Source organism: Polyangium fumosum (assembly GCF_005144585.1).
Classification (GTDB): domain Bacteria; phylum Myxococcota_A; class Polyangia; order Polyangiales; family Polyangiaceae; genus Polyangium; species Polyangium fumosum.
In genome coordinates this window covers 42,400-62,484 of sequence record NZ_SSMQ01000024.1, presented here as the reverse complement: position 1 = coordinate 62,484, position 20,085 = coordinate 42,400, and the positions used below count along the sequence as shown (strand labels likewise).

17 protein-coding genes are annotated in these 20,085 nt (G+C 68.1%); 11 read left to right on the top strand and 6 right to left on the bottom strand.

Annotated elements, in window-relative coordinates; genetic code table 11:
• Positions 1 to 58: 58 nt before the first annotated feature.
• From E8A74_RS23045 to E8A74_RS23030, 3 genes are all read right to left on the bottom strand, one after another.
• Positions 59 to 424, bottom strand: coding sequence for a DUF2752 domain-containing protein (locus E8A74_RS23045; RefSeq protein ID WP_136931209.1), 366 nt, complete (start codon positions 422 to 424; stop codon positions 59 to 61).
• Positions 425 to 437: 13 nt separating this feature from the next.
• Complete coding sequence (locus tag E8A74_RS23040; protein ID WP_211365428.1) at positions 438 to 1,463, bottom strand: DUF898 family protein; 1,026 nt, start codon at positions 1,461 to 1,463, stop codon at positions 438 to 440.
• Between the two features lie 85 nt (positions 1,464 to 1,548).
• Entirely contained in the window at positions 1,549 to 3,816 is a 2,268-nt protein-coding gene (locus tag E8A74_RS23030) for a DUF4139 domain-containing protein (RefSeq protein WP_136931207.1), read from the bottom strand.
• 234 nt (positions 3,817 to 4,050) lie between these two features.
• Between E8A74_RS23030 and E8A74_RS23025 the strand changes: the two genes are divergently transcribed.
• The 7 genes from E8A74_RS23025 to E8A74_RS22995 all read left to right on the top strand — a co-directional run bounded on the left by E8A74_RS23025 (position 4,051) and on the right by E8A74_RS22995 (position 12,892).
• The gene (locus E8A74_RS23025) at positions 4,051 to 4,497 is read left to right on the top strand and encodes a Fur family transcriptional regulator (RefSeq protein ID WP_136931206.1); all 447 of its coding nucleotides are present in this window, start codon (positions 4,051 to 4,053) and stop codon (positions 4,495 to 4,497) included.
• Positions 4,498 to 4,979: 482 nt separating this feature from the next.
• Positions 4,980 to 5,606 carry a hypothetical protein gene (locus E8A74_RS23020; RefSeq protein WP_136931205.1) on the top strand — a complete coding sequence of 209 codons (627 nt, stop codon included), beginning with the start codon at positions 4,980 to 4,982 and terminating at the stop codon, positions 5,604 to 5,606.
• Positions 5,607 to 5,723: 117 nt separating this feature from the next.
• Positions 5,724 to 6,704, top strand: a complete 981-nt coding sequence (locus E8A74_RS23015; RefSeq protein ID WP_170229304.1) for a hypothetical protein — start codon at positions 5,724 to 5,726, stop codon at positions 6,702 to 6,704.
• 66 nt (positions 6,705 to 6,770) lie between these two features.
• Positions 6,771 to 7,562 carry a hypothetical protein gene (locus E8A74_RS23010; protein ID WP_136931203.1) on the top strand — a complete coding sequence of 264 codons (792 nt, stop codon included), beginning with the start codon at positions 6,771 to 6,773 and terminating at the stop codon, positions 7,560 to 7,562.
• A 140-nt stretch (positions 7,563 to 7,702) separates the two neighbouring features.
• Positions 7,703 to 8,278: a DUF2760 domain-containing protein gene (locus tag E8A74_RS23005; protein ID WP_136931202.1), complete on the top strand. Its 576-nt coding sequence runs from the start codon at positions 7,703 to 7,705 to the stop codon at positions 8,276 to 8,278.
• Positions 8,275 to 10,122, top strand: a complete 1,848-nt coding sequence (locus E8A74_RS23000) for an Hsp70 family protein (RefSeq protein ID WP_136931201.1) — start codon at positions 8,275 to 8,277, stop codon at positions 10,120 to 10,122. The genes E8A74_RS23005 and E8A74_RS23000 overlap by 4 nt, the downstream gene beginning before the upstream one ends.
• 10 nt (positions 10,123 to 10,132) lie before the next feature.
• Positions 10,133 to 12,892, top strand: a complete 2,760-nt coding sequence (locus E8A74_RS22995) for a hsp70 family protein (RefSeq protein WP_136931200.1) — start codon at positions 10,133 to 10,135, stop codon at positions 12,890 to 12,892.
• 3 nt (positions 12,893 to 12,895) lie between these two features.
• On the opposite strand, the gene E8A74_RS22990 is transcribed toward E8A74_RS22995, so the two are convergent.
• Positions 12,896 to 13,894 (bottom strand): RNA ligase (ATP), encoded by a 999-nt coding sequence (locus E8A74_RS22990; RefSeq protein WP_136931199.1) that lies wholly within the window; start codon positions 13,892 to 13,894, stop codon positions 12,896 to 12,898.
• 189 nt (positions 13,895 to 14,083) lie between these two features.
• Here E8A74_RS22990 and E8A74_RS22985 point away from each other — a divergent pair, with 189 nt between their 5' ends.
• The gene (locus tag E8A74_RS22985) at positions 14,084 to 16,081 is read left to right on the top strand and encodes a hypothetical protein (protein ID WP_136931198.1); all 1,998 of its coding nucleotides are present in this window, start codon (positions 14,084 to 14,086) and stop codon (positions 16,079 to 16,081) included.
• A 23-nt stretch (positions 16,082 to 16,104) separates the two neighbouring features.
• Here the strand turns inward: E8A74_RS22985 and E8A74_RS22980 are convergent, their stop codons facing one another.
• Positions 16,105 to 16,641, bottom strand: a complete 537-nt coding sequence (locus tag E8A74_RS22980) for a pyridoxamine 5'-phosphate oxidase family protein (RefSeq protein WP_136931197.1) — start codon at positions 16,639 to 16,641, stop codon at positions 16,105 to 16,107.
• Between the two features lie 140 nt (positions 16,642 to 16,781).
• On the opposite strand from E8A74_RS22980, the gene E8A74_RS22975 reads away from it, so the two are divergent.
• On the top strand, positions 16,782 to 17,624 hold the full coding sequence (locus E8A74_RS22975) for a nuclear transport factor 2 family protein (RefSeq protein WP_136931196.1): 843 nt from the start codon (positions 16,782 to 16,784) through the stop codon (positions 17,622 to 17,624).
• A 29-nt stretch (positions 17,625 to 17,653) separates the two neighbouring features.
• Here E8A74_RS22975 and E8A74_RS22970 read toward each other — a convergent pair whose 3' ends face one another.
• Entirely contained in the window at positions 17,654 to 18,637 is a 984-nt protein-coding gene (locus tag E8A74_RS22970; protein WP_136931195.1) for an NAD(P)H-dependent flavin oxidoreductase, read from the bottom strand.
• Between the two features lie 179 nt (positions 18,638 to 18,816).
• On the opposite strand from E8A74_RS22970, the gene E8A74_RS22965 reads away from it, so the two are divergent.
• On the top strand, positions 18,817 to 19,383 hold the full coding sequence (locus E8A74_RS22965; protein ID WP_136931194.1) for an OmpA family protein: 567 nt from the start codon (positions 18,817 to 18,819) through the stop codon (positions 19,381 to 19,383).
• Between the two features lie 12 nt (positions 19,384 to 19,395).
• Positions 19,396 to 20,079 carry a MotA/TolQ/ExbB proton channel family protein gene (locus tag E8A74_RS22960; protein WP_136931193.1) on the top strand — a complete coding sequence of 228 codons (684 nt, stop codon included), beginning with the start codon at positions 19,396 to 19,398 and terminating at the stop codon, positions 20,077 to 20,079.
• Positions 20,080 to 20,085: the final 6 nt, after the last annotated feature.

The following is a 20,085-nucleotide window of genomic DNA, read 5'->3' as shown; positions in this document are numbered from 1 at the left end:
TACGCGCGAGGCGCCCGAGCGGATTTTTCTGTGGAATCCGTTGCCGCGCCGCGTGATCTCAGGGCACGGGCCCCCCGAACAGGCCGAGGAACCGAAGCGCCCATACGACGACGAGCGCGACCGCGCTGCCGCCGGCGACGTCCCTGCCAAACCTTTTCCATCGCGCGTCGTCGAGGAAAAGCGCGGCGAAGACCGTGGCGATCACGACGAGCGCGAGCGGCAGCGCGAGCGGATGGAACGTGGTCGCGGCCGCGAGATCGAGGCGCAGGAGCGCGAGCGCCGCGCGCGTGAGGCCACACGCGGGGCAGGGGAGCCCGAGCGTGAGGTGGAGGATGCAGGTGGATTGCGGGAGGAGGGCGAGGAGGGAGGCTATCGAGAGCGCCGGCAGGGCGAAGCGGAGCCGCTTTGCGGCGCTCTCACGCATGCGCTCGGACGCGTCAGGCGACGCGCTCCGCTTCCCACTTGAGGATGTTGCAGATGCCCCAGGGGTAATAGATGTTGCAGGTGACCGCCGACAGGATGATCGTGAGCAGGTACGTCCCGAAGAACCCGCCCGGATCCTTGCGGAACTGGTAGGCCCGGCCGTCGAGCTTCGTGTTCTCCCACATGAACGCGAAGATGTTGTTCGCGAACCAGGGGCCGTAGATCCCGAGCGTGCAATACACGAGGATCATGCCGAGGATATACGTGCCGAGCAGCGACGCCGGATCGCCGTGGAACGTGAGCCGCCCCGGCTGCCCGGCGACGAGCACCTTGCTGTCGACGAACTCCTTCGTCTTCACGATCGCCCACGGCGTGTAGATGCCGCAGGTCACCGTGGTGAGGAGCGCGTTGATGACCATCACCTTCGCGAGCTCCTGCGGCGTGCCCGTGTACTGGCAGGGCTGACCGTCGAGCTGGAGGGCCTCGAAATAGAAGCCGTAGAACTTGTTCGCGAACATCACGGACGCCCCGAGGATGCCCGCGAACATGATGAGCCCGCCGACGAGCGAGAACAGCAACATGATGACGCCACCGGTGCGCGCCGCGCTCTCGATGGCCATTCCGATGGCGTAGAAGATGCCCATGATGAAGTAAGCGACGATCATCGGCACCACCGCGAAGAGCAGGTACGTGCCAAAGAGCTTGCCGCCGTCGCCATTGAACACGACGCGTTGCCCGATGCCGGGCACGCCCGCGCCCATCATGCCCATCGGCGGGCCGGGCGGCGGTCCATATCCACCCTGCGGAGGCGCATACGCCCCCATGCCCGGGGCGCCGGCCGGAGGTTGCCCCCAGCCTCCACCACCACCCGGAGGCGGCGCGCCGCCCGGAGGCGGCCCCCAGCCCCCTCCACCACCAGCGGGCGGCATCCCACCACCGCCGGGAGGATAACCACCGCCGGGGGGATAACCACCGCCGGGAGGATAACCACCGCCGGGCGGGTATCCCCCGCCGCCGCCACCGTAACCGCCTGGGTTCATCCGTGCACCGTCCCTGGTTGCAAGTCAGGGCGGAGCGTACAGCCCTCCGGGAGAGGGTGTAAAGATGGCTTCGCGCCTCCCGGCGCTAGATCTTCGTGGTCGAACCGTCTTTCGTGTCCGCACCCGTCGTCTCCTTCTCCAGCGAGAGCTCGGAGACGCCGTCCTGGAAGCGGATGCGCGCGAGCATCAGCTTCTCCTGAAGCGCGACGAGATCGATCGTGGCCTTCGAGATCCGATCGCTCACCTCCTGCATCTTCTTTTCGAGGCTCTGCATCAGCGGCCCGCCGCTCTTCACGACCTTCAGCGTCACGATCTGCGCGTGAAGCTCGTCGAGGCGCTGCCGGTATTCGGCCATCTGCTCGCGTGACGTGGTGATCCGCTGTTCGAGGTTCGCCATCTCCTTCTGGAGATCGAGCAGCTTCGTGACCGACTCCTTCAGCGGGCCCGACGCCGCCGCGCTGGAGAGGTGCACGCGCACCATCTCCATCCCCACCGTGCTGCGGATGTCGGTGCTCTTGAAGAGCGGCGTCTCCTCTTCGATGTCGACCTCGACCTTCGCGCCCGCCGGGATCTCGATCTTGAAGAGGTACGACTCGCCGAACCGCTCCTGCGAAGGCGGCGCCTTCGCCAGCTTGAACCCGGGCGAGACCGTGTGCCGCACGTACACCGTCGCCTTGTCTTGCAGACGATTCGTCATGACGAGCGTCTTCTTCTTCGTGTGGCGGACCTCCGTGGAGAACACGCCGCGCTGTACGCTGAGGATGCGGGCGATCGCGTCGCGTGTATCGTCCTTGCGCTCCACCACGATCTGCCGATCGAGCGCGAACGGCACGAACGCGAACGAGCGCGCCGGGATCGGATCACTCATGCCCTCGCCGATGAACCGACCCTCGCCGAACACGGTCACGGGCCCGCTCTCCAGCACCGATTCGGTGGGGTTCTTGAGGCGCACCGCGCGGAACGGGAACGACGTGTTCCCGCGCGCGCTCTCCGGATCGTAGAAGTACACAAAGCCGCCCTCGGTCTCCGTGCTCAGGATCGACACCATCGCGCTCGTCAGGCGCGGCACGGTCATCGGCGTGGGCGACTCGAAATGCGACGTCCCGATCGGCTCGGCGCTCGCGGGCGCCGGCGCGTTCGGATCGAGCGTCGCCGTGTTCTGCATCTGCCCTTGTTGCGCCTCCTCCGGCGCCTCGACGATCCGGACGCCGCCCGCGCGGCCGGCTTGCATGCCGTTGCCCACGGCGACGACCTGCGAGGGATCGAGCCCGGAGCGAATGAGCTGCTCGCGGGCGCGGTTCGCCCGTTCGAGCGAAGCGCCGTACTTGTCGCCGTCGCGCCCGTCGGCATAGCCCTCGACGACCACCTGCCGTCGCGAGTTCTTGTACTGCGCGGCCAGCCGATCGAGGCCGGAGTCGTCCCTCGGTTTGTTGTTGGCGTCGGGCCACGGCTCGGCCGGTCGGCGTGCCGGCTCTTGCCTCGGGACGCTCTGCGCGCGCATGCCGCCGCCTCCGCCGCCCAAGCCCCCGAACGCGCCCGTCGTCGGGCCGGCGTTGCCCTTCTTGTCGGCCGCGGAGGCCTTGCCCACGGGCGCGCGCTCCAGCTCTTCACGCGCCACGGTCGTCGCGTTCGCGAGCCGCGTGTCGTCGAGCTCCGCGACGACGCGTTTGCCCCCGCCCGGCTTTTGGCCCGGGAGCACGGGCACCCCTTCGTACGTCGATCCGCCCATGGGCGGCGCCTGCGCGAAGAGATCGTTCGACTGCAAAGTTTCGCGCTGGACCATGCGGACCGAGCGCAGATCGAAGCGGAACGAGAGCGCCGAGCTCGACCCGACGCCGAGCTTCACCTTGTTCCAGTCCTCGCCCGAGGTGTTGTCCACGATGGCCCACGCCTCGACCTTCATCTTGCCGTCCTTGCCGACGGAGACGCGGTAGCTCGGCTTCCACGACGGGGCCTCGGTCACGTACGAGAGCAGGAGCTTGTGCGGCTTCGGCCCCTGGAGCTGGATCTCCATGTTGACGAGGGGCGAGCCGTTGTACTGCTGGTTCTGGTTGTTCTGCTGGTTGTTCTCCTGGCCGACGAACGCCGAGCCGGACGTCGGGTACGCGACGGGCGCGGGTTTGCCTGTGGTCGCGTCGATGACCGTGAGCGACTTCAAGAAGTCGTCGATCTTGTCCCCCGGCACGCTGAGCCGGAGCGAGTCACCGTCGATCTCGGCGTAGCGCTCGAAGTAGGCGATGCCGTTGCGGTAGACGACGACGCGGCCGAGCGTGGTGTCGCTCTTGACGAAGGTCGTCGTCTTGGCACACCCAGCGAGCCAGAGGAGCGCGATCGGAGCCAGAATCTTTCTCATCGGGAAGAACCTCTACGTGCGAACCAGCAGAAGGCGCGGTGCGCCGAAGGCCCTTCGACGAACGACCCGCCCCAACGATCTGACGATGGTAAACCTTGTCCCTCTGCTTCGAGACAGAAAGAACGGGGGCGGGGCCATCTCCTTACACAGGGTGGGCATCTGCAACAGCATCCGTGTTGCGGCTCCTCCTTGGTCCCCATTGCGACCTGCCCGTGGTCGGGGTAGGGAACATGCATGGCGCGCTCGACGGACCCTCCCAGCATCGACGAGCTACGGTCGCTCGTCCGGAACAAGGGCCTGCGCGCGACGGCGCCCCGCCTGGCCGTGCTCCGCCGGCTGCTCGCGCAGAAGACGCCCGTGAGCCACGGCGACCTGTGCGCCGAGCTCGCGCCCGAGGGCTGGGACCGCGCGACGATCTACCGCAACCTGATCGACCTCACGGAGGTCGGGCTCGTGCGACGCACCGACGTGGGGGATCACGTCTGGCGTTTCGAGCTGGTGCGGGAAGGGGGCGAGCATGACAGCGGGACGCATCCGCACTTCGTCTGCAACAGTTGCGGCGAGGTGGCGTGCCTGCCCGACGAGATCGTCGAGGTGAAGCCCGCGCGCGGCATCCCGCGGGCGCTGCGCAAGAAGGGGCTGGAGATCCAGTTCCGCGGCACGTGTGATCGGTGCGCGTGAGCGGACAGGAGGGGCGCTCGTAACGCTCCAGGAACCGCGTGTCGCCGCCAGCCTTCACGTCGCCCGCGCCCCTCACGAGAACGACCGCGCGAAACAGACGCGCCCGCGCTTCGAACGCCCGTGCCGTTCGCTCACCGCCTCCGCGCGTTTCGTTCCCACGCGTCGAGTAAAGAGAGCCACATCACACGCCGGCCTTCCTACGGGATTGCGTTTCGCTCCTGCGGGATTGCGTTTTGCTCCTGCGGGATTGCGTTTTGTTCTTTGTCCGCGAGCATTTTTCTCCCACGCACCCGCGTGTTGCTCGCGCGCCGCCGCGTTTTGCTCGTGCGCGCCTCGTGGCGCTCCCTGCGCGTCCGCCCCGGCCTCGGGAGCGCCTCCACGCCCATCGTGTACAGCCGTACGGTTCTGCTCCCCGGCCCACAAACCTTCTGGTACCGTCCACACCAAACCAGCGCACAGCGCTCGGTCGGGAGGATGGACTGATGGGTGCGATTGATTATAAGCGATTCTACCGGCTCCTCGCGCGGTGCCAGGATCTGGGCACGGACGTGAATGCGCGGCCGGTGGTGGCGCGGGTGTATGGGGACGTCTTGAAGGTGGTGGGGGAGGCATTTCTCACCGCGCACAAGACCGTGGTCGCCGGGGAGAGCGCAGCGGGCAAGGAGGGGGCGGAGGCGAATGCCGCGCTCGTGTCGATCGACCAACCTTATCGCGAGGCGCGCGCCGTCGCATTGGCCTACGTGCCGACGCTTTTGGTGCCCGATACCTTGAAGCGGCAGCCGACGGACACGGACAAGGTGACCGCGCTGGAGGACTTGCTCGACGCGGTCGACGATCACCTGGGGACGCCGTGGGCCGACGAGATCGTGAACGGCGATTTCGGTCAGCGCGCGCCCCACGTGATCAAGGAAATCCGCGAATCGGTCGAGGCCAACACGGCGCTGGCCAACGCAAAGACCACCCGCGCGACGGCGTACGGTCCGGCGTACGAGAAGTATCTCTCGTTCAAGCGGGTGGTGCGCGAGGTGCACGGGCCATCGTCGAAGGAATACAAGCGGATCCACCTGCGCGCGAGCAGCGGGGGGGAGGAGGGCGAGGGGGAGGGCTGATACGAGCGGCGGGGGCGGGGGCGCTCGCGTGTGGCGCGCTCCCGCAGCCCGACCTCCCTGGCGCGGTTTCCTTGTCGCCCGGCAGATCGACGTGCGATTCGATCCTCCATGCAAGCAATGACGAGACGCCGCTCGGCCATGCTGGGCGTGCTGCTGTTGGGCTTTGGTGGGGCAGGATTGACGGGTGCGTGCGGGCCGCCCCTCGATCCGGAGGCTGTCGATTCATGCCCTGCTCCAGCCGAGACCCCGACGGACACGTCGATCGAATGCGCGGAGCCGATGCCCGAGGCGTGCATGCGTTACCGCATCCCGATCCTGGGAGAACCGGAGACGGACGGCGCGCTGCGGAGCAAGTATCTCGCCGCTTTCGGCAGCGCTTGTTACATGTCCGAGGGCCCCCTTCCCACGTTCGACTGCTTTTACAAGAGGGAGGAGATGACGCCGAAGGGGAAGGCGTGCACGGATGCCCAGAAGATCGCCAAGATCTATGGAGCTGCGCCGTACGACGAGGGCTACGAGTGCGAGGCCGTCGGCAATGGTGACTATACGCTGCAAGTCGGTCCGGACCCCGCGATCAAGATCACGATCAACTACCAGCCCGCGCCGCTCCAGTCGTCGCTCATCGAGATCAAGACCGTCCCGACGGAGGTGAGCGGTCCGTACCGCAACTTGGTCGAGGTGACGACCGTCAAGCCGGAGAAAGACTTCAACTGCTCCAGCGGCCAAGTCGGCGCCGACGGCATGCCCCTCAGCCAGAGGAAGTGGATCCTGGAGGTCAACCGCAAGGCGCACAAGGGCGAGATTCACTCCGATCTCGCGGGCTTCACGTGGCCTTGCAAGGATGAGAAGTGCGAGCCGACGACGTGCACGGAGAAGCTCGTCCTCAAAGAGCCGTCAAAGCCGCCCGTCTATGACCCGGACGAAGCGCAGGTGCACCACGTGGTGCCCATGAAGGATCCGCGCGGTTGCCCCTGGGGCACGAACGCGTACAAGAACGCGGCCGTCATCTCGGCGAGGCTCAACCAACATCTCCGCAACAAGGTCCCGCCGGAAAAAGAGGTGGCGCAGATCAACAACGTCTCGCCCTACACGCAGTAACGCGGCAAGCGGACGCAGGCGGCGAGCACGTTGACGCCGAGACCGACGGGGTCTAGGCGCGACGCTATGATCGAAAGGGTTACACCTCACTTCGGACGCCTCGTCTTCGATCGAGATGCCATCGTGCGCGCCGCGCTGCGCGCTTACCTGGAAGGCTGCCTCGATGGGATCTCGCGCTTCGGCTTCCCGTGCATCGAGTACGCGAGTTGGACGGGCGATCTCCAGCGGGGAACTCTCCGCCACGACAACGGCAGCGGCGACTACGAAGTCGTGGCGTGGACCGAGGCGGGCGTCGTCGGACTCGCGTACGAGCTTGGGTTCGGTCCGATCGAGCAGCTCGGCCTCTCGCTCGACGCGGTGACCGGTGGCCCGGACGACGTGCGCGGGGCCGTGCCGGGGCTCCCCGCCGAGCTCGAGCCCGCGCTCGTGATGGCCGTCGGCAGGCTCGTCGTGGGGGAAGAGCATGGGGAGAGATGGGCGGGCGCGGGCTTCTGGCTTCACGGCGATCGCGCGGGCGGCACGCTCTTCGCCGTCCGCGATCCGTATGGGGCCCACGGCGCCCGCCGGTTGGCCACATGGGGCTTGCTCCACAACGGTCGGCTTTTGCCGCTGTCGTGTGAGTCGTATCGTCGACGCCCCGGGTGGATCGTGACGGCGTTCGTCGACCCGAAAGCCGTCCCCGCCCACGCAGTCATGGACGCGGTGACCGACCGCGCCCTGAAAGGCCCCACGGAGTTCACGCCCGCCGAGCTCGAGGCGCTCCTTCTCCCCACGCCCGACCCGAAGCGCGTGCTCGCCATCCAGCGCGGGCTTCAAAAGGTCGGCATTACCTGGCCCGGCTCGCCCGACGTGACATGAAAACCGGCGCCTATCGAGGCCCGCCTCCCGCGCGCCGATCGTCCCGCCCGAAGCACACCTCCCCCGGCTCCCCCCGCCCCGACAAAAAACCCGCTCGCCGGAAACTCCCACCTTGACGCGACACGCGTTACCCTTCCTGCGTGTCCGAAGAAACCCCGCTCCCTCTCGCCACACGGCTCTGGTTTGCCTGGGCCTGCCTGGTGCGGATCCTGTTCGACGGCCAATTCGCGGCTCGCGTGTTCAAGGCCGCCGTCCCGGCCCTCCCGCCCCCCGAGCCCGAGCCGGCCAAGCTGCCTGAAAAGGCCAAGAAACCTGCGCCCGAAAAGCCCGCGGAGCCAGACCTCTCCCCGGCCCTGTCGCTCCTCGCGCTCCTCCAGCGGGAGGGCAGGCTCGTCGACTTCTTGGAGCAGGACATCGCCACCTTCCCGGACGCCGAGATCGGCGCCGCCGTGCGCGTCGTCCACGAGGGATGCCGCAAGGCGTTGCACGATCACCTGACGATCGTCCCCGTGAGGAGCGAGGAGGAGGGGCACAAGGTGACGCTGGAAGCCGGCTTCTCTTCGGCCGAGGTGAAGCTCACGGGCAACGTGCAGGGCAAACCCCCTTATCGAGGGACGATCCAGCATCGGGGCTGGAGGGTGACGGAGCTGCGCTTGCCCACGCCCACGGCCGGACACGATCCGAAGATCCTCGCGCCCGCGGAGGTGGAGCTGTGACCGCTCGTTTCGTCGTTGGTATCGATCTCGGCACCACCCATTCGGCCCTCGCATTCGCCGAGAGCGCCGCGGAAAAGCCTCGCACCGAGGTCCTGCCCATTCTTCAGCTCGTCGCCCGCGGCACGCTGGAGGAGCGGACCCTCTTGCCGTCCTTCTATTACGCCGCGCACGAGAGCGAAGGCGCGCAGGGTTTGCCCTGGGACGCCGAGCGCACGTTCGTCGTGGGTGAATATGCCCGGACGCGCGGCATCGACGCGCCGATCCGGCTCGTGTCGAGCGCGAAGAGCTGGCTCTCGCATGCGGGCGTGGATCGGCGATCGGCGCTCCTGCCGCTCGGCGCGCCCGAGGACGTGGAGAAAATCTCGCCCGTCGAGGCTTCGTGGCGATACCTGGAGCACCTCGCCGAGGCGTGGGTGCATCGGCAAGGAAAGGAGCCATCGCTCTCGGCGCAGGAGATCGTGCTCACGGTGCCGGCCTCGTTCGACGCGGCGGCGCGGGACCTCACGGTCGAGGCCGCGGGGCTCGCCGGGTTCGAGGATCTCACGTTGCTCGAAGAGCCGCAGGCCGCGTTGTATGCCTGGATCGACGCCGCGGGCGAAGATTGGCGCAAATACATTCACCCGGGCGACGTGATCCTCGTGGTCGACGTCGGCGGCGGCACGACCGATTTTTCGGCCATCGCCGCGACCGAGGTGAATGGCTCGCTCGTGCTCGAGCGCGTGGCCGTGGGGGATCACATCCTGCTCGGCGGCGACAACATGGATCTCGCGCTCGCGCACGTGGCGCGGCAGAAGTTCGTCACGGAGGGCAAAGAGCTCGATCGATGGCAAATGATCGCGCTCACGCATGCGGCGCGCGTGGCCAAGGAGCGGCTGCTCTCGGACGCCTCGATCGAGAGCATGCCGATCGTCGTCCCGAGCCGCGGGGCGAAGCTCCTCGGATCGTCGTTGCGAACCGAGCTTTTGCAATCCGAAGTCGGAAAAATCCTTGTCGACGGGTTTTTCCCGGTCGTCGGGGCAAACGCTCGCCCCGCTCCGCGCGCCCGCGGCGGCCTCACGCAGCTCGGCTTGCCGTATGCGCAGGACGCGGGCGTCACGCGCCACCTCGCGGCGTTCCTTGGCCGTCATGCGCGTGCGCTCGATCGAATCGAAGGGTTTCCGAAGCGCGAGGGCCGCACGCTCCTGCACCCGACGGTCCTGCTCTTCAATGGCGGCGTCATGAAGGGCAAGGTGCTCGCCGATCGTATCGTCTCGACCCTCGATGCATGGCTCCAGGCGGACGGCGGCGCGCCGGTGCGTGTCTTGCCCGCGGCCGATCTCGACCTCGCGGTCGCGCGGGGCGCGGCGACGTACGGGCTCGTGCGCAAGGGCCGGGGCCTGCGCATTCGTGGCGGCACGGCGCGGGCGTATTATGTGGGCATCGAGAGCGCGGTGCCGGCCGTGCCCGGCCTCGAACCGCCGATCAGCGCGCTCTGCGTGGCGCCGTTCGGGATGGAGGAAGGCACGGAGGCGGCCTTGCCGCCGCAGGAGCTCGGCGTCGTGGTCGGCGAGCCCGTGCGATTCCGGTTCTTCGGTTCGTCGGTTCGTCGAGACGACCCGGCCGGGGTCGAGCTCGAATCGTGGGGCGAGGGCGAGCTCGACGAGCTCGCGCCGATGGAAGTGACCTTGCCGGCGGACGGGCGGCGCGAGGGGGACGTCGTGCCCGTGCGGCTGCGATCGAGCATCACCGAGGTCGGGACCTTGCTCGTCGAGGCCGTGCCGATCGAGCCGCAAAAGCCAGGCGAAAAGTGGAAGGTGGAGCTCGGCGTACGCGCGCACGGCGGCGAGGTCGCCGTGGAAGGCTAGGAGTTTTTTCATGAGCGCGCGCCGCATTGTCGGGATTGATCTCGGCACGACGCATACCGTGGTCGCCTGGGCCGACCCGGCGAGCCGCCGGCCGCCCGAGGTGTTTCCGATTCCCCAGCTCGTGAGCGCCGGCGAGATCGAGCCCCAGCCGCTCTTTCCGTCGTTTCTTTATGCGCCCCTTGCGGGCGAGGCGCTGCCCGATCCGTTCGGGGATGCGCCCTGGGTGCTCGGCGTGCATGCACGGCGGCGCGGGGGTGAGGTCGCGGGCAGGCTCGTCGCCTCGTCGAAGAGCTGGCTCGCGCACGCGGCCGTCGATCGAACCGCGCCCATTTTGCCGTGGGGCGCGGGCGAGGACGCCGAGGATCTGCCGCGCCTCTCGCCCGTCGACGCGGCCGCGCGATTGCTCTTGCACATCAAGCGCGCGTGGAACGAAACGTTCCTCGCGTATCCGCTCGAAGAGCAAGACGTTGTTTTGACCGTGCCCGCGTCGTTCGACGAGGACGCGCGCGAGCTCACGGTCGAGGCCGCGCGGCGCGCCGGATTCGACGTGCGGCTGCTCGAAGAGCCACAAGCGGCCTTTTACGATTACATGGCCCGTGCGGGGGAGGGCGAGCTCGCGGCGCTCTGCCGGCGGAGCGGCGGCGAGGCGCTCGTCCTCGTTTGTGATGTCGGCGGCGGGACGACGGATCTGTCCTTGATAAGGGTTCGTCCGGGCGAACAACGCGGATCCACGGAGGTCGAGCGTGTCGCCGTGGGAAGACACCTCCTGCTCGGCGGCGACAACATGGATCTCGCGCTCGCGCACCTCTGCGAGGGCCGCCTCATCGAAGCGCCGGATCGATTGCCCCCGGCGCGCTTCGGCCAGCTCGTGCTCGCCTGTCGCGCCGCCAAGGAGCAGCTCCTCGGCGACGATCCTCCGAATGATGTCGCGGTCACGGTGCTCGGCAAGGGCGCGCGCCTCATCGGCTCCGCGCTCTCCACGCGCCTCTCCCGCGAGGAGGCCGAGCGTGTCGTGCTCGACGGCTTCTTGCCGCCCGCCAGCCTCGCCGATCGCCCGCGCCGCGGCGGCAGCGCGCTCGTCGCGTTTGGTTTGCCCTACGAGCGCGACGTCGCCATCACCCGGCATGTCGCCCATTTCTTCGCCCGTCACGCGCCCGGCGCGCCCGCGCCCCACGCCTTGCTCCTGAACGGCGGCGTGTTTCGCGCCAAACGGATCGTCGATCGGCTCGCCGAGGCGATCGGGGCGTGGGGCGCCGTTCGCCCGGAGATCCTGCCGCATCCGGATCCCGATCTCGCCGTCGCGCGCGGCGCCGTCGTGTATGGTTTGTCCCTCCTCGGACGTGGCGTGCGGATCGGAGGCGGCTCGGCGCGCGGGTATTACCTGGGATTGTCGGCGGGGGCCTCCGGCCAGCGGCAGGCCGTCTGCGTGGTGCCGCGCGGCGCGCGCGAGGGCATCCGGTACGATGTGCCCGGAAGAACCTTTTCGCTCACCGTGGGCCGTCCGGTCCGATTTCCCCTGTACGCCTCCGACGAGGCGCTCGACCTGCCGGGCACGGTCGTCACGCCGGACATCGAGCGGTTTTCGGCCTTGCCGCCCGTCTCCTCGGCCTTCGAGCCGGGCGCGCGTCCCGGCGAGGTGACCGTCTCGCTCGCGGGCGAGCTCAGCGCGATCGGCACGCTGGAGCTCGCGTGTGTCGAGGTGGCCGCCGAGGTCGGCCGTCGCTTTCGATTGACCTGGGATCTGCGCGAGACGAGCCCCGACACGGCGGTCGAGACCGAGGGCGGCGTTTCTCCGGGCAAAACGATGCGGCCGGGCGTGACGGCCGGCGGCAAGCGGCTGGAGGACGCGCGCGAGGCCATTGCCCGCATTTATGGCAAGGGGCGGGCGGACGTCACCCCGCGCGAGGTGAAGGACCTCGTGCGCGAGCTCGAACGGATCCTCGGCGAGCGGCCCACGTGGACGGCCGAGACGAACCGCGCGCTCTTCGACGTGCTATGGCCGGGGCACAAGGGCCGGCGGCGCTCGGCCGATCACGAGCGGGTCTTCTGGCAACTCGCGGGGTACACGCTCCGGCCCGGCTTCGGCCACGCGCTCGACGAGGAGCGCGCGGCGAATCTGTTTTCGTTGTTCCACGAGCGCGTGGTGTTCGCGCAGGAGGCGCGCACGTGGCAGCATTTCTGGATCGCGTGGCGGCGCATCGCGGGCGGCCTCGAAGAGGCGGCGCAGGTGGCGATCCGGGACCTCGTCGATCCGTTCCTCGCGCCGTCGGAGAAACGATTGAAAAAGCCCAAGGGCATTCGCGCCGAGCCCGACGCGGACGTCGTGGACCTCGCGTCGTCCTTGGAGCGTGTGCCGCCGGCGCGGCGGACGGAGCTCGGTGGGTTTTTGCTCGAACGGACCTGGACCGACCGTGATCCGCGGAACTGGGCGGCGATCGGGCGGATTGGCGCGCGTGTGCCCGCCTATGCGAGCGCGCACCACGTCATCGCGCCGAACGTGGCCGAGCGCTGGCTCGACCACCTCTTGCGGGAGAAATGGGCCGAGATGCCCACGGCGCCGCGGGCGGCGATGGATATGGCGCGGCTCACGGGCGACCGTGCGCGTGACGTCTCCGAGCGGGTGCGGCGTGACGTCGAGCGGAGGCTCGTCGCCTCGGGCGCGCGCGAGGAATGGGTGCGGGCCGTGCGGGAGGTCGTCGCGGTCGAGGAGGCGGATCGGGCGGCGTTTTATGGAGAGGGTTTGCCCGTGGGGATCCGCCTCGTCTCCTGACGCTCACGCCTCGTCCTTCAGCAAGAAGTCATTGTTGATCACCTTGAACGAGAGCCGGCCGCCGAGCGTCGCGGAGCGCGACTCGACGAGGGGACGGACCACGATGCCTTCCTTGCGGTTTTTCGTTCCAGCATAAAGGCCTCGTGCCGTTTCGAGCCAGCGATCGAGCGTATGCTCGAAGTGCAGCGCCTCGTCGCCGCGGACCTCGCGCTCGATGGGCACGGTGCGCAGGCCGTACTCCTTGCAGAACCCGATGAAATCGGCGAAATCGAGATAACGGCCCACGCGCGCGTCGTACACGCCGAACATGAAGACGTCGACCTCCGAGAGGCCGAGCCGGTTCTTTTGAATGCCCGGGCCGCACAGCTCGCCCTGCACCGCGATGCCCGGGGGGAGGCGCTTGGCAAGGTCGTATCGCTCCGCCGCCCTCCAAATCGGGTTCGGACCGGGCGCGAGGGCCCAGTTGCGCGAGCACGCGACAAACTCGCCTTCGGGTGCGCGGAAGAACGTGGCGGACGAGCCGTCGAGCTTCGTCGAGACGTAAAACGCCTGGCCGCGCATCTCGTCGAGCACGCCGAGCGCCGATTGCAGGCGGATCTCGTCCGTCTTCGGCACGAGCGCCGGAAACCCCCCCGCGACCTCGCGCGCGTCCGGCAAGACGGCCTCGTATTTGGTGACGCCGAGCCGATCGCGCACATCCGTCCCGACCTCCGGGACCTCGCCGTCGAGGATCGTGGTCGGCAACGCAAGGCCCTGCGAGAGCACGCCCCGGAGCTTGATGGTCCGCACGCGGAACCCGCGTGACCGCATGAACTCCGCCCACGGCGCGCTCGAAGGGAGCACGCTGTCGATTTCGAAGAACACGCAGCGGTCGCCGGGACGAAACTCCCCTTTCTTGACGACCACGGTCCAGCCCATCACCCGGGCCTGTTCGATTTGGTCCGCGCCTTCGATCGGCGCGAGGCTCTCCACCACTTGAATCGAAACGAGCTTGCGTTCCACGACGTCCTCCGGACACCGCGCGCACGTGTCCCGCCAGGCTCGAAATCGAGCCTGCGGACAGCCGCGAACGGCGTGATGTGGCGGACGAAAAGGAGGCCGAAGGAGCCCGAGCGGCCCGCCAGGATCCACGACTAGCGGATTTCCCATGGCGCGTCAAGCGAGAACGTGATTGCATTTCTCTCCGGATCCATGGGCGCCCCCAATCACTACCGCTCCGCCGGCGGCGAGCCACGCACCGTCCGCGTCCTTGATTTCGACCGGCTCCCGGACGTCGTGCGGGAGCGGCTCGTTCGCGCGCTCGAAGCGGGGGGCATGCCCGCGCCGCTGCTCCGCGTCGAGGAGAGCGCGGCAGGGACGATCCCGGGCTCGCAGCGCTTCTGGCGCGGCACCGGGATCGTTGCCGCGTTCGTTTGGCTCGGGCTTTGGTTCGTGCAGTTCGGCGATCTCGACGGCCCATTTTCCGTGCAGCCGCGCGCGTTCGTGCTCGGGCACGTCCTCGTGGCGTCGTTGCTCGCGCTCGTCGTGATCGTGCACGTCTTCTTTCGGCGATCGAAGGACGAGGGCGCGCCGTTCCCGTCGGGCCGTTATCTCTTTTTGCTCGACCTCGTGGAGGTCCGCGGCCGGATTCTCACGGTCACTTCGCTCGCGACGCTCCGGCGTGTCGAGGGGCGCGCGGGCGGAAAACGCGGGGAGGTGCTCCTCGTCTTTGGAGACGGAGACGCGGCGCCCCTCCGCGTCTCCGAGGATGTGACGGAGACCGCGCGCCAGGTCCAGGCGGCGATCGACGAGGCTGCGCGCCTGATTTTACCTGACGACCAGCCCGAGATCGAGCGGATCGATCCTTTCTTCGAATTGCGGATCGCCGACGACTGGGCGAGCGCGGCGCCCGTCGCGAGAGAAGCGGACAGCAGGGTCCCCGCATTTCGATGGCTCGTCCTTGTGTCGGTCGCCGCGGGCGCGCTCCTCGGCTCGGCGTCGTGGGTCGCGCGGAATCATGCGAGCGACGCGTCCATGTTCGACCAGGTGCGCGAGGCCGCCGAGCGCGGCGAGGAGTATGAGTTCGCGAGAAGACACATGCTGTACAAGGACCTCGGCATGCACCATCGGGACGAGCTCGATGATCTCGCGTTCGAGCACGCCAAGAAGCGACCGGAGTGGCTCGCGGAGTATCTGACGATGGCCCCCGAAGGCAAACACGCGGTCGAAGCGGATGACCTGCTCTTCGACATGGTGATGAAGGCGGATTCCCTCCCGAGATATCGGCTCTATCTCGACGACGCGCGAGGCCGGCGGCACATGGACGTGGTGGACGATGCGATGTTTGCAGAAGCGAAGCGGAGCAACACCCGCTACGCGTACCAGGAATACCTCGACGCCCACGGGAAAAAACACGAGCACGAGGTCCGCTCGAAGTTCTTGCCCAAAGCCGAGATCACGGACGCCACGCAGAAGCAGGAGGTGGCGGAGCTCCGCGCGATTGAGCGCCGGTATGGAGCCGAGTGGACGCAGGCCGTGACGGAGGCGATTCACCACGCTTATGCGGACCGGCTCGATCTCCTTCGTCTACGAAAGGGAGCCGGCGCCGACGAAGCGCGGGCCATCTTCCAGCCGCTGCTCACGTGGCTCGATACGAAGGAGGACCCTCGCGTTCTCCTGGACGTGACGATCGTCCTCCCGAATTCGTTCCTGGAGTCGGAGACGGCCTTCAGGAACGAGCACGGGGACCGATATCAGCCGGTCGGGACGGCGTTTCCGCGGATCGCGAAGGGCATCGAGGAGAAGGTGTTCAATGCAATCGTCCTACGCGCGCGGGACAGGTTTGGTGGTGCCATCCAGTTTCAGAGCCCGACGGCAGAAAAGGGGACGCCCGAGCTGCCTCGGCTCGTGGTTCGGATGAGGCTCGAAGCAGGCAATGAGCCGTTCGTGTCCAGGAACGACAAGCTCGTCTTCTGTGACGCTAGGATCCGGCTGGAGATGCACGCGGTGATCCCAGGGGCGGACCCGACGCCATCGTTTGTCACGACGAGCCCACGCTCCGAGACCATCCGTCCGGACAGCTACGACGCGTCGATGCAGAAGCTGGATGGGGTCCTCGGGACGCCGAAGAATCTCATCGAGGACGCGTATCCCATCCTCCTCCAGGAGGCATCGGGCGAGCTCGGCACGCTCCTCGTGCAGGCCTTTTGAACGTCCGCTGGAAACCGAGCTGATCAGGCCGCGCGTGGCTGCTCCTCGGCATGCCGGAGGTCGATCCGGCCGTGCCTGGCGGGGAATCCCGGGGCGCCCGTCACGGCCGAGCGCACGCGGCTGACGATCGCGGAGAACAGGCCTGCCGAGGGATCCCAGTATTCCGCCCGGTCGACCTCGACCCGCAAAAGGGCGATGTCCGGCTCGTCGAGGCCACGCGGGAACCAGACGCGCAGCATGGGGCTCCAGAGCTTCTGCATTTTCTCCCTGTCACGGACGACCCGCGCCATGCCCGCGAGAGAGACGTATCGATCGTTTTCCGGATCGGAGTATGCGATGTTCACGTGGTGATCGGCGTTGATCTCGTGCACCTTCGCGGTCTCGCAGGACGTGAAGAACCAGAGCGCGCCGTCCTCGTCGAGCGCTTCGCACGTCGCCATCGGGCGGCTGTGCAAGGTGCCGTCTCCGGTGGTCGTGGTCATCATCGCCACGCGAATGCCCTTCACGAGCCGCCTCAGCTTTCGCATCGCCGCCGCGTGACCATTGCCGTCTTTCGCCATGCGCGTCTCCTCCCCTCCACCGAGACGCATAAGGCCGGGACGGGCGCCGCGCGAGCCCCGCGCTGCCGAGGAGGTCGGCCGCGGCCGGTCGAGCGCCTTCCCGTTGCCCTTGCCCGGCCGTTCCGTGGTATACGCGGCGCATGGAGTGGAGCCGAGACGATGTGCTCGCGGTCGTGAAGCGCTCACCCGACCGCGTCGCCGCGCACGACAAAGAAGGCTGGGTGGGGCTCTTCGCGCACGGCGCGGTCGTCGAGGACCCGGTCGGCGGCCCGCCCGCGCGAAAGGGCGCGGACCCGCGCGACGGCGACGACGAGCTCGGGCGCTTTTACGACGTCTACATCGCCCCGAACGAAGTGCGCTTCGAGGTGCTCGCGGACGTGGTGCAAGGGCTCACGGTGGTGCGGGACGTGAACATCACGACGCGCACGCCAAACGGCGCGCGCGTGGAGCTGCCCGCGTATTTGATTTATGAACTCGGCGAGGTCGACAGCGTGCTGCGGGTGCAACGCATGCGGGCGTTCTGGGAGCTTCGCGGCGTCACCATGTCCGCGCTGAAGGGCGGGCCCACGACCCTGATCGCGATGACCGGGCTCACCGCGCGTATGCTGCGGATCCAGGGTTTTTCCAATGTGTCGACGTACCTCGAAGGCCTCTGGCGGGGCATGTTCGAGCGCGGGCACGCGGCGGCGGAGGAGTTTGCCCGTGCGATACGAGAGCGTGATCTCGCCGGGCTGCGGGGGCTCTTCGCGGATGACGAGCCGCGGATCGAGATCGAGCCGGGCAAGCGGCATTCGCCGCGGAGTGTCTTCGATGCGCTCGGCCCGGGCGCGTCGCTGGAGGTCGAGGCGCCGATCTCTGCGGGGTTCTTCACGGCCTTCCGCTGCACGTTCACGGCCCACGGCGCGCGCCGGAGCGGCGTGGGGCTCTTCGAATTCGATCCGCACACGAGGTTCTGCACCTCGGCGCGGCTCTACCTGGGATGAGCGGGGACAAACGGTTTCGCAAAACAGACCTATTCGCGGAAAGCATTCGACCGGGCGATGAGGTCCTCGCGCGCGGCGTCGTACTCGGAGCGCATGCGGCGGACGAGCGTCTCCACGCGCGGGGCGTCCGTGATGCTCCCGACGCCCTGGCCCGCGCTCCAGATGTCGCGCCACGCCTTCGCGGCCGTGTTGCCGCCGGAGCCGAAATTCATGGTCGATTTGTCGGCCGAGGGGAGGTTGTCCGGGTCGAGACCGGCCGCCGCGACGGAGGGCTTGAGGTAATTGCCGTGGATGCCGGTGAAGAGGGACGAATACACGATGTCCTTCGCCGTCGTGTCGATGAGCATTTGCTTGTACCCGGGCACCACATTCGCCTCCTCGGTCGCGATGAAGCGCGTGCCGACGTACGCGAGGTCGGCGCCGGTCGATTGCGCGGTGAGGACGTCGCGGCCCGTCGAGATCGCGCCGGCGAGGCAAACCGTGCCCTGATAGAACTTGCGGACCTCGGCGACGAGCGCGAGGGGCGAGAGCGCGCCGGCGTGGCCGCCCGCGCCCGCGCACACGAGGATGAGGCCGTCGACGCCCTCCTCGAGCGCCTTTTCGGCGTGACGCACGTTGATGACATCGTGGAGCACGATGCCGCCGTACGAATGCACGGCCTTCACGATCTCGGCCGGCGGGCGCAGGCTCGTGATGATGATGGGCACTTCGTGCCGGACGCAGACCTCGACGTCGTGTTCGAGCCTGTCATTCGAGCGGTGCGCGATCTGATTGATGGCGAACGGCGCCACGCGCGCGCCGGGGTTCTGGGCGCGGTATTCGTCGAGCTCGGTTTTGATCCGCGTGATCCAAACTTCGAGTTGCTCCTTCGGGCGCGCGTTGAGCGCCGGGAAGGACCCGACCACGCCGGCCTTGCACTGGGCAATGACGAGCTCGGGGCCCGAGACGATGAACATGGGCGCGCCGATCACGGGGAGCGTGAGGCGGCCTTCGAGGATGCGGGGAATCGGCATGGTCGGGGTCCTCCGGAGAAGCCCCAACGTCGTAGGCCCTGGGCGCGCCTCACGTCAAGAGGGCTGCGATCATGGCCTGTATACCAAGGGCTCGGGTTTCGCCAAATTTGTGCCCGAACCAGAGCGACGTGGTAAGCGCGAGGTCGAGGGGCGCCGGGGGGCGTCCCGCCGGAGGAATCATGTCGCGTCTCACGGTCATCACCCTCTTGGGCTCCACGCTCGCCGCGCTGTCGATCGGTTGTGGTTCGGATCCCGTCGCCACGCCGAGCACGGCCGCGGCGGTCGCCGCGCCGAACCCCGCGGCCGCAGCCCAGCCGCAGGTCGCGAGCACGCAAGCCGCGCCCGTGAAGAAGGACAGGACGACCCCCACCGCCGGTTCGGTGCACATCGAGGATCGTATCGTGAAGGCGTGCGGCGACATTCCGCGCGCGCGCTTCGCGTTCGACTCGGTCGACCTCGAGCCGGAGGCGACGAAGGCGCTCGAAGCGCTCGCCCGCTGCTTCACGACGGGCCCGCTCGCCGGCAAGGGAATGAAGCTCGTGGGCCACGCCGATCCGCGCGGGGAGACCGAATACAACTTCGGCCTCGGCCAGAAGCGCGCCGGCAACGTGGCGGAATTCCTGGGCAAGAAGGGGCTCGAAAAGTCGCGCGTGGAGACGTCGTCGCGCGGGGAAATCGAGGCGATCGGGGTCGACGAGGAAGGTTGGGCCCAGGATCGCAAGGTCGACGTGTATCTCGCGGACTGAGGACGAACCATCATGATCGATACGATCGAACCTGCCGCGGCGCCGATCCGCCTGGATCCGGTCTCGCTCGTCCTGCATTCGTCCGGGCCCGTGTTCGTCGTGGTCTGGCTGCTCGTGGCCGCGGCGGTCATGGTCTGGATCATCGCATTCTTGAAGGCGCTCCAGCTCGGCCGGCTGAGCCGCGCGGAGCGGCGCTTCGAGCAAGAGGCGAAGCACGCCTTGTCGGCCGACGCGCTCTTCGCCGCTGCGAGCCGGTATGCCGACGCCCCGGGCGCCGTGGTCGTGCTCGAGCTCGGAAAACGCGCCGGGAGCCCGAAATTGCTCGATTCCGTGGCGAAGCGTGCGCTCGTCGATCAGGAGCAGCGGGCCGGTTCGCTCATGGCCTCGCTCTCCACGATTGCCGCTGCCGCGCCGTTCGTGGGGCTGTTTGGCACGGTGTACGGGATCATGGATGCGTTCTTGCGCATCGGGCAGGCGAAGAGCGCGAGCTTGCCGGTCGTGGCGCCGGCGATCGGCGAGGCTTTGATCGCGACGGCGATCGGGCTCGCGGCGGCCATTCCGGCGGTCGTGGCGTACAACGCGCTGAACAAGCGGATCGACGCGCTTTTGTCGGCGATCGAGGCGGCGAGCGAGGGCTGGGTGGCGCTCGTCTCCGAGGTGCCGGCAACGCTGCCGAAGTCGGGCGCGCAAGGGTAGGGACGA

Bases quoted from the DNA above. Each gene is read 5' to 3' on its own strand.
- E8A74_RS23045 (WP_136931209.1), bottom strand. From the start codon at position 424: ATGCGTGAGAGCGCCGCAAAGCGGCTCCGCTTCGCCCTGCCGGCGCTC.
- E8A74_RS23040 (WP_211365428.1), bottom strand. From the start codon at position 1,463: ATGAACCCAGGCGGTTACGGTGGCGGCGGCGGGGGATACCCGCCCGGC.
- E8A74_RS23030 (WP_136931207.1), bottom strand. From the start codon at position 3,816: ATGAGAAAGATTCTGGCTCCGATCGCGCTCCTCTGGCTCGCTGGGTGT.
- E8A74_RS23025 (WP_136931206.1), top strand. From the start codon at position 4,051: ATGGCGCGCTCGACGGACCCTCCCAGCATCGACGAGCTACGGTCGCTC.
- E8A74_RS23020 (WP_136931205.1), top strand. From the start codon at position 4,980: ATGGGTGCGATTGATTATAAGCGATTCTACCGGCTCCTCGCGCGGTGC.
- E8A74_RS23015 (WP_170229304.1), top strand. From the start codon at position 5,724: ATGACGAGACGCCGCTCGGCCATGCTGGGCGTGCTGCTGTTGGGCTTT.
- E8A74_RS23010 (WP_136931203.1), top strand. From the start codon at position 6,771: ATGATCGAAAGGGTTACACCTCACTTCGGACGCCTCGTCTTCGATCGA.
- E8A74_RS22995 (WP_136931200.1), top strand. From the start codon at position 10,133: ATGAGCGCGCGCCGCATTGTCGGGATTGATCTCGGCACGACGCATACC.
- E8A74_RS22985 (WP_136931198.1), top strand. From the start codon at position 14,084: ATGGGCGCCCCCAATCACTACCGCTCCGCCGGCGGCGAGCCACGCACC.
- E8A74_RS22980 (WP_136931197.1), bottom strand. From the start codon at position 16,641: ATGGCGAAAGACGGCAATGGTCACGCGGCGGCGATGCGAAAGCTGAGG.
- E8A74_RS22975 (WP_136931196.1), top strand. From the start codon at position 16,782: ATGGAGTGGAGCCGAGACGATGTGCTCGCGGTCGTGAAGCGCTCACCC.
- E8A74_RS22970 (WP_136931195.1), bottom strand. From the start codon at position 18,637: ATGCCGATTCCCCGCATCCTCGAAGGCCGCCTCACGCTCCCCGTGATC.
- E8A74_RS22965 (WP_136931194.1), top strand. From the start codon at position 18,817: ATGTCGCGTCTCACGGTCATCACCCTCTTGGGCTCCACGCTCGCCGCG.
- E8A74_RS22960 (WP_136931193.1), top strand. From the start codon at position 19,396: ATGATCGATACGATCGAACCTGCCGCGGCGCCGATCCGCCTGGATCCG.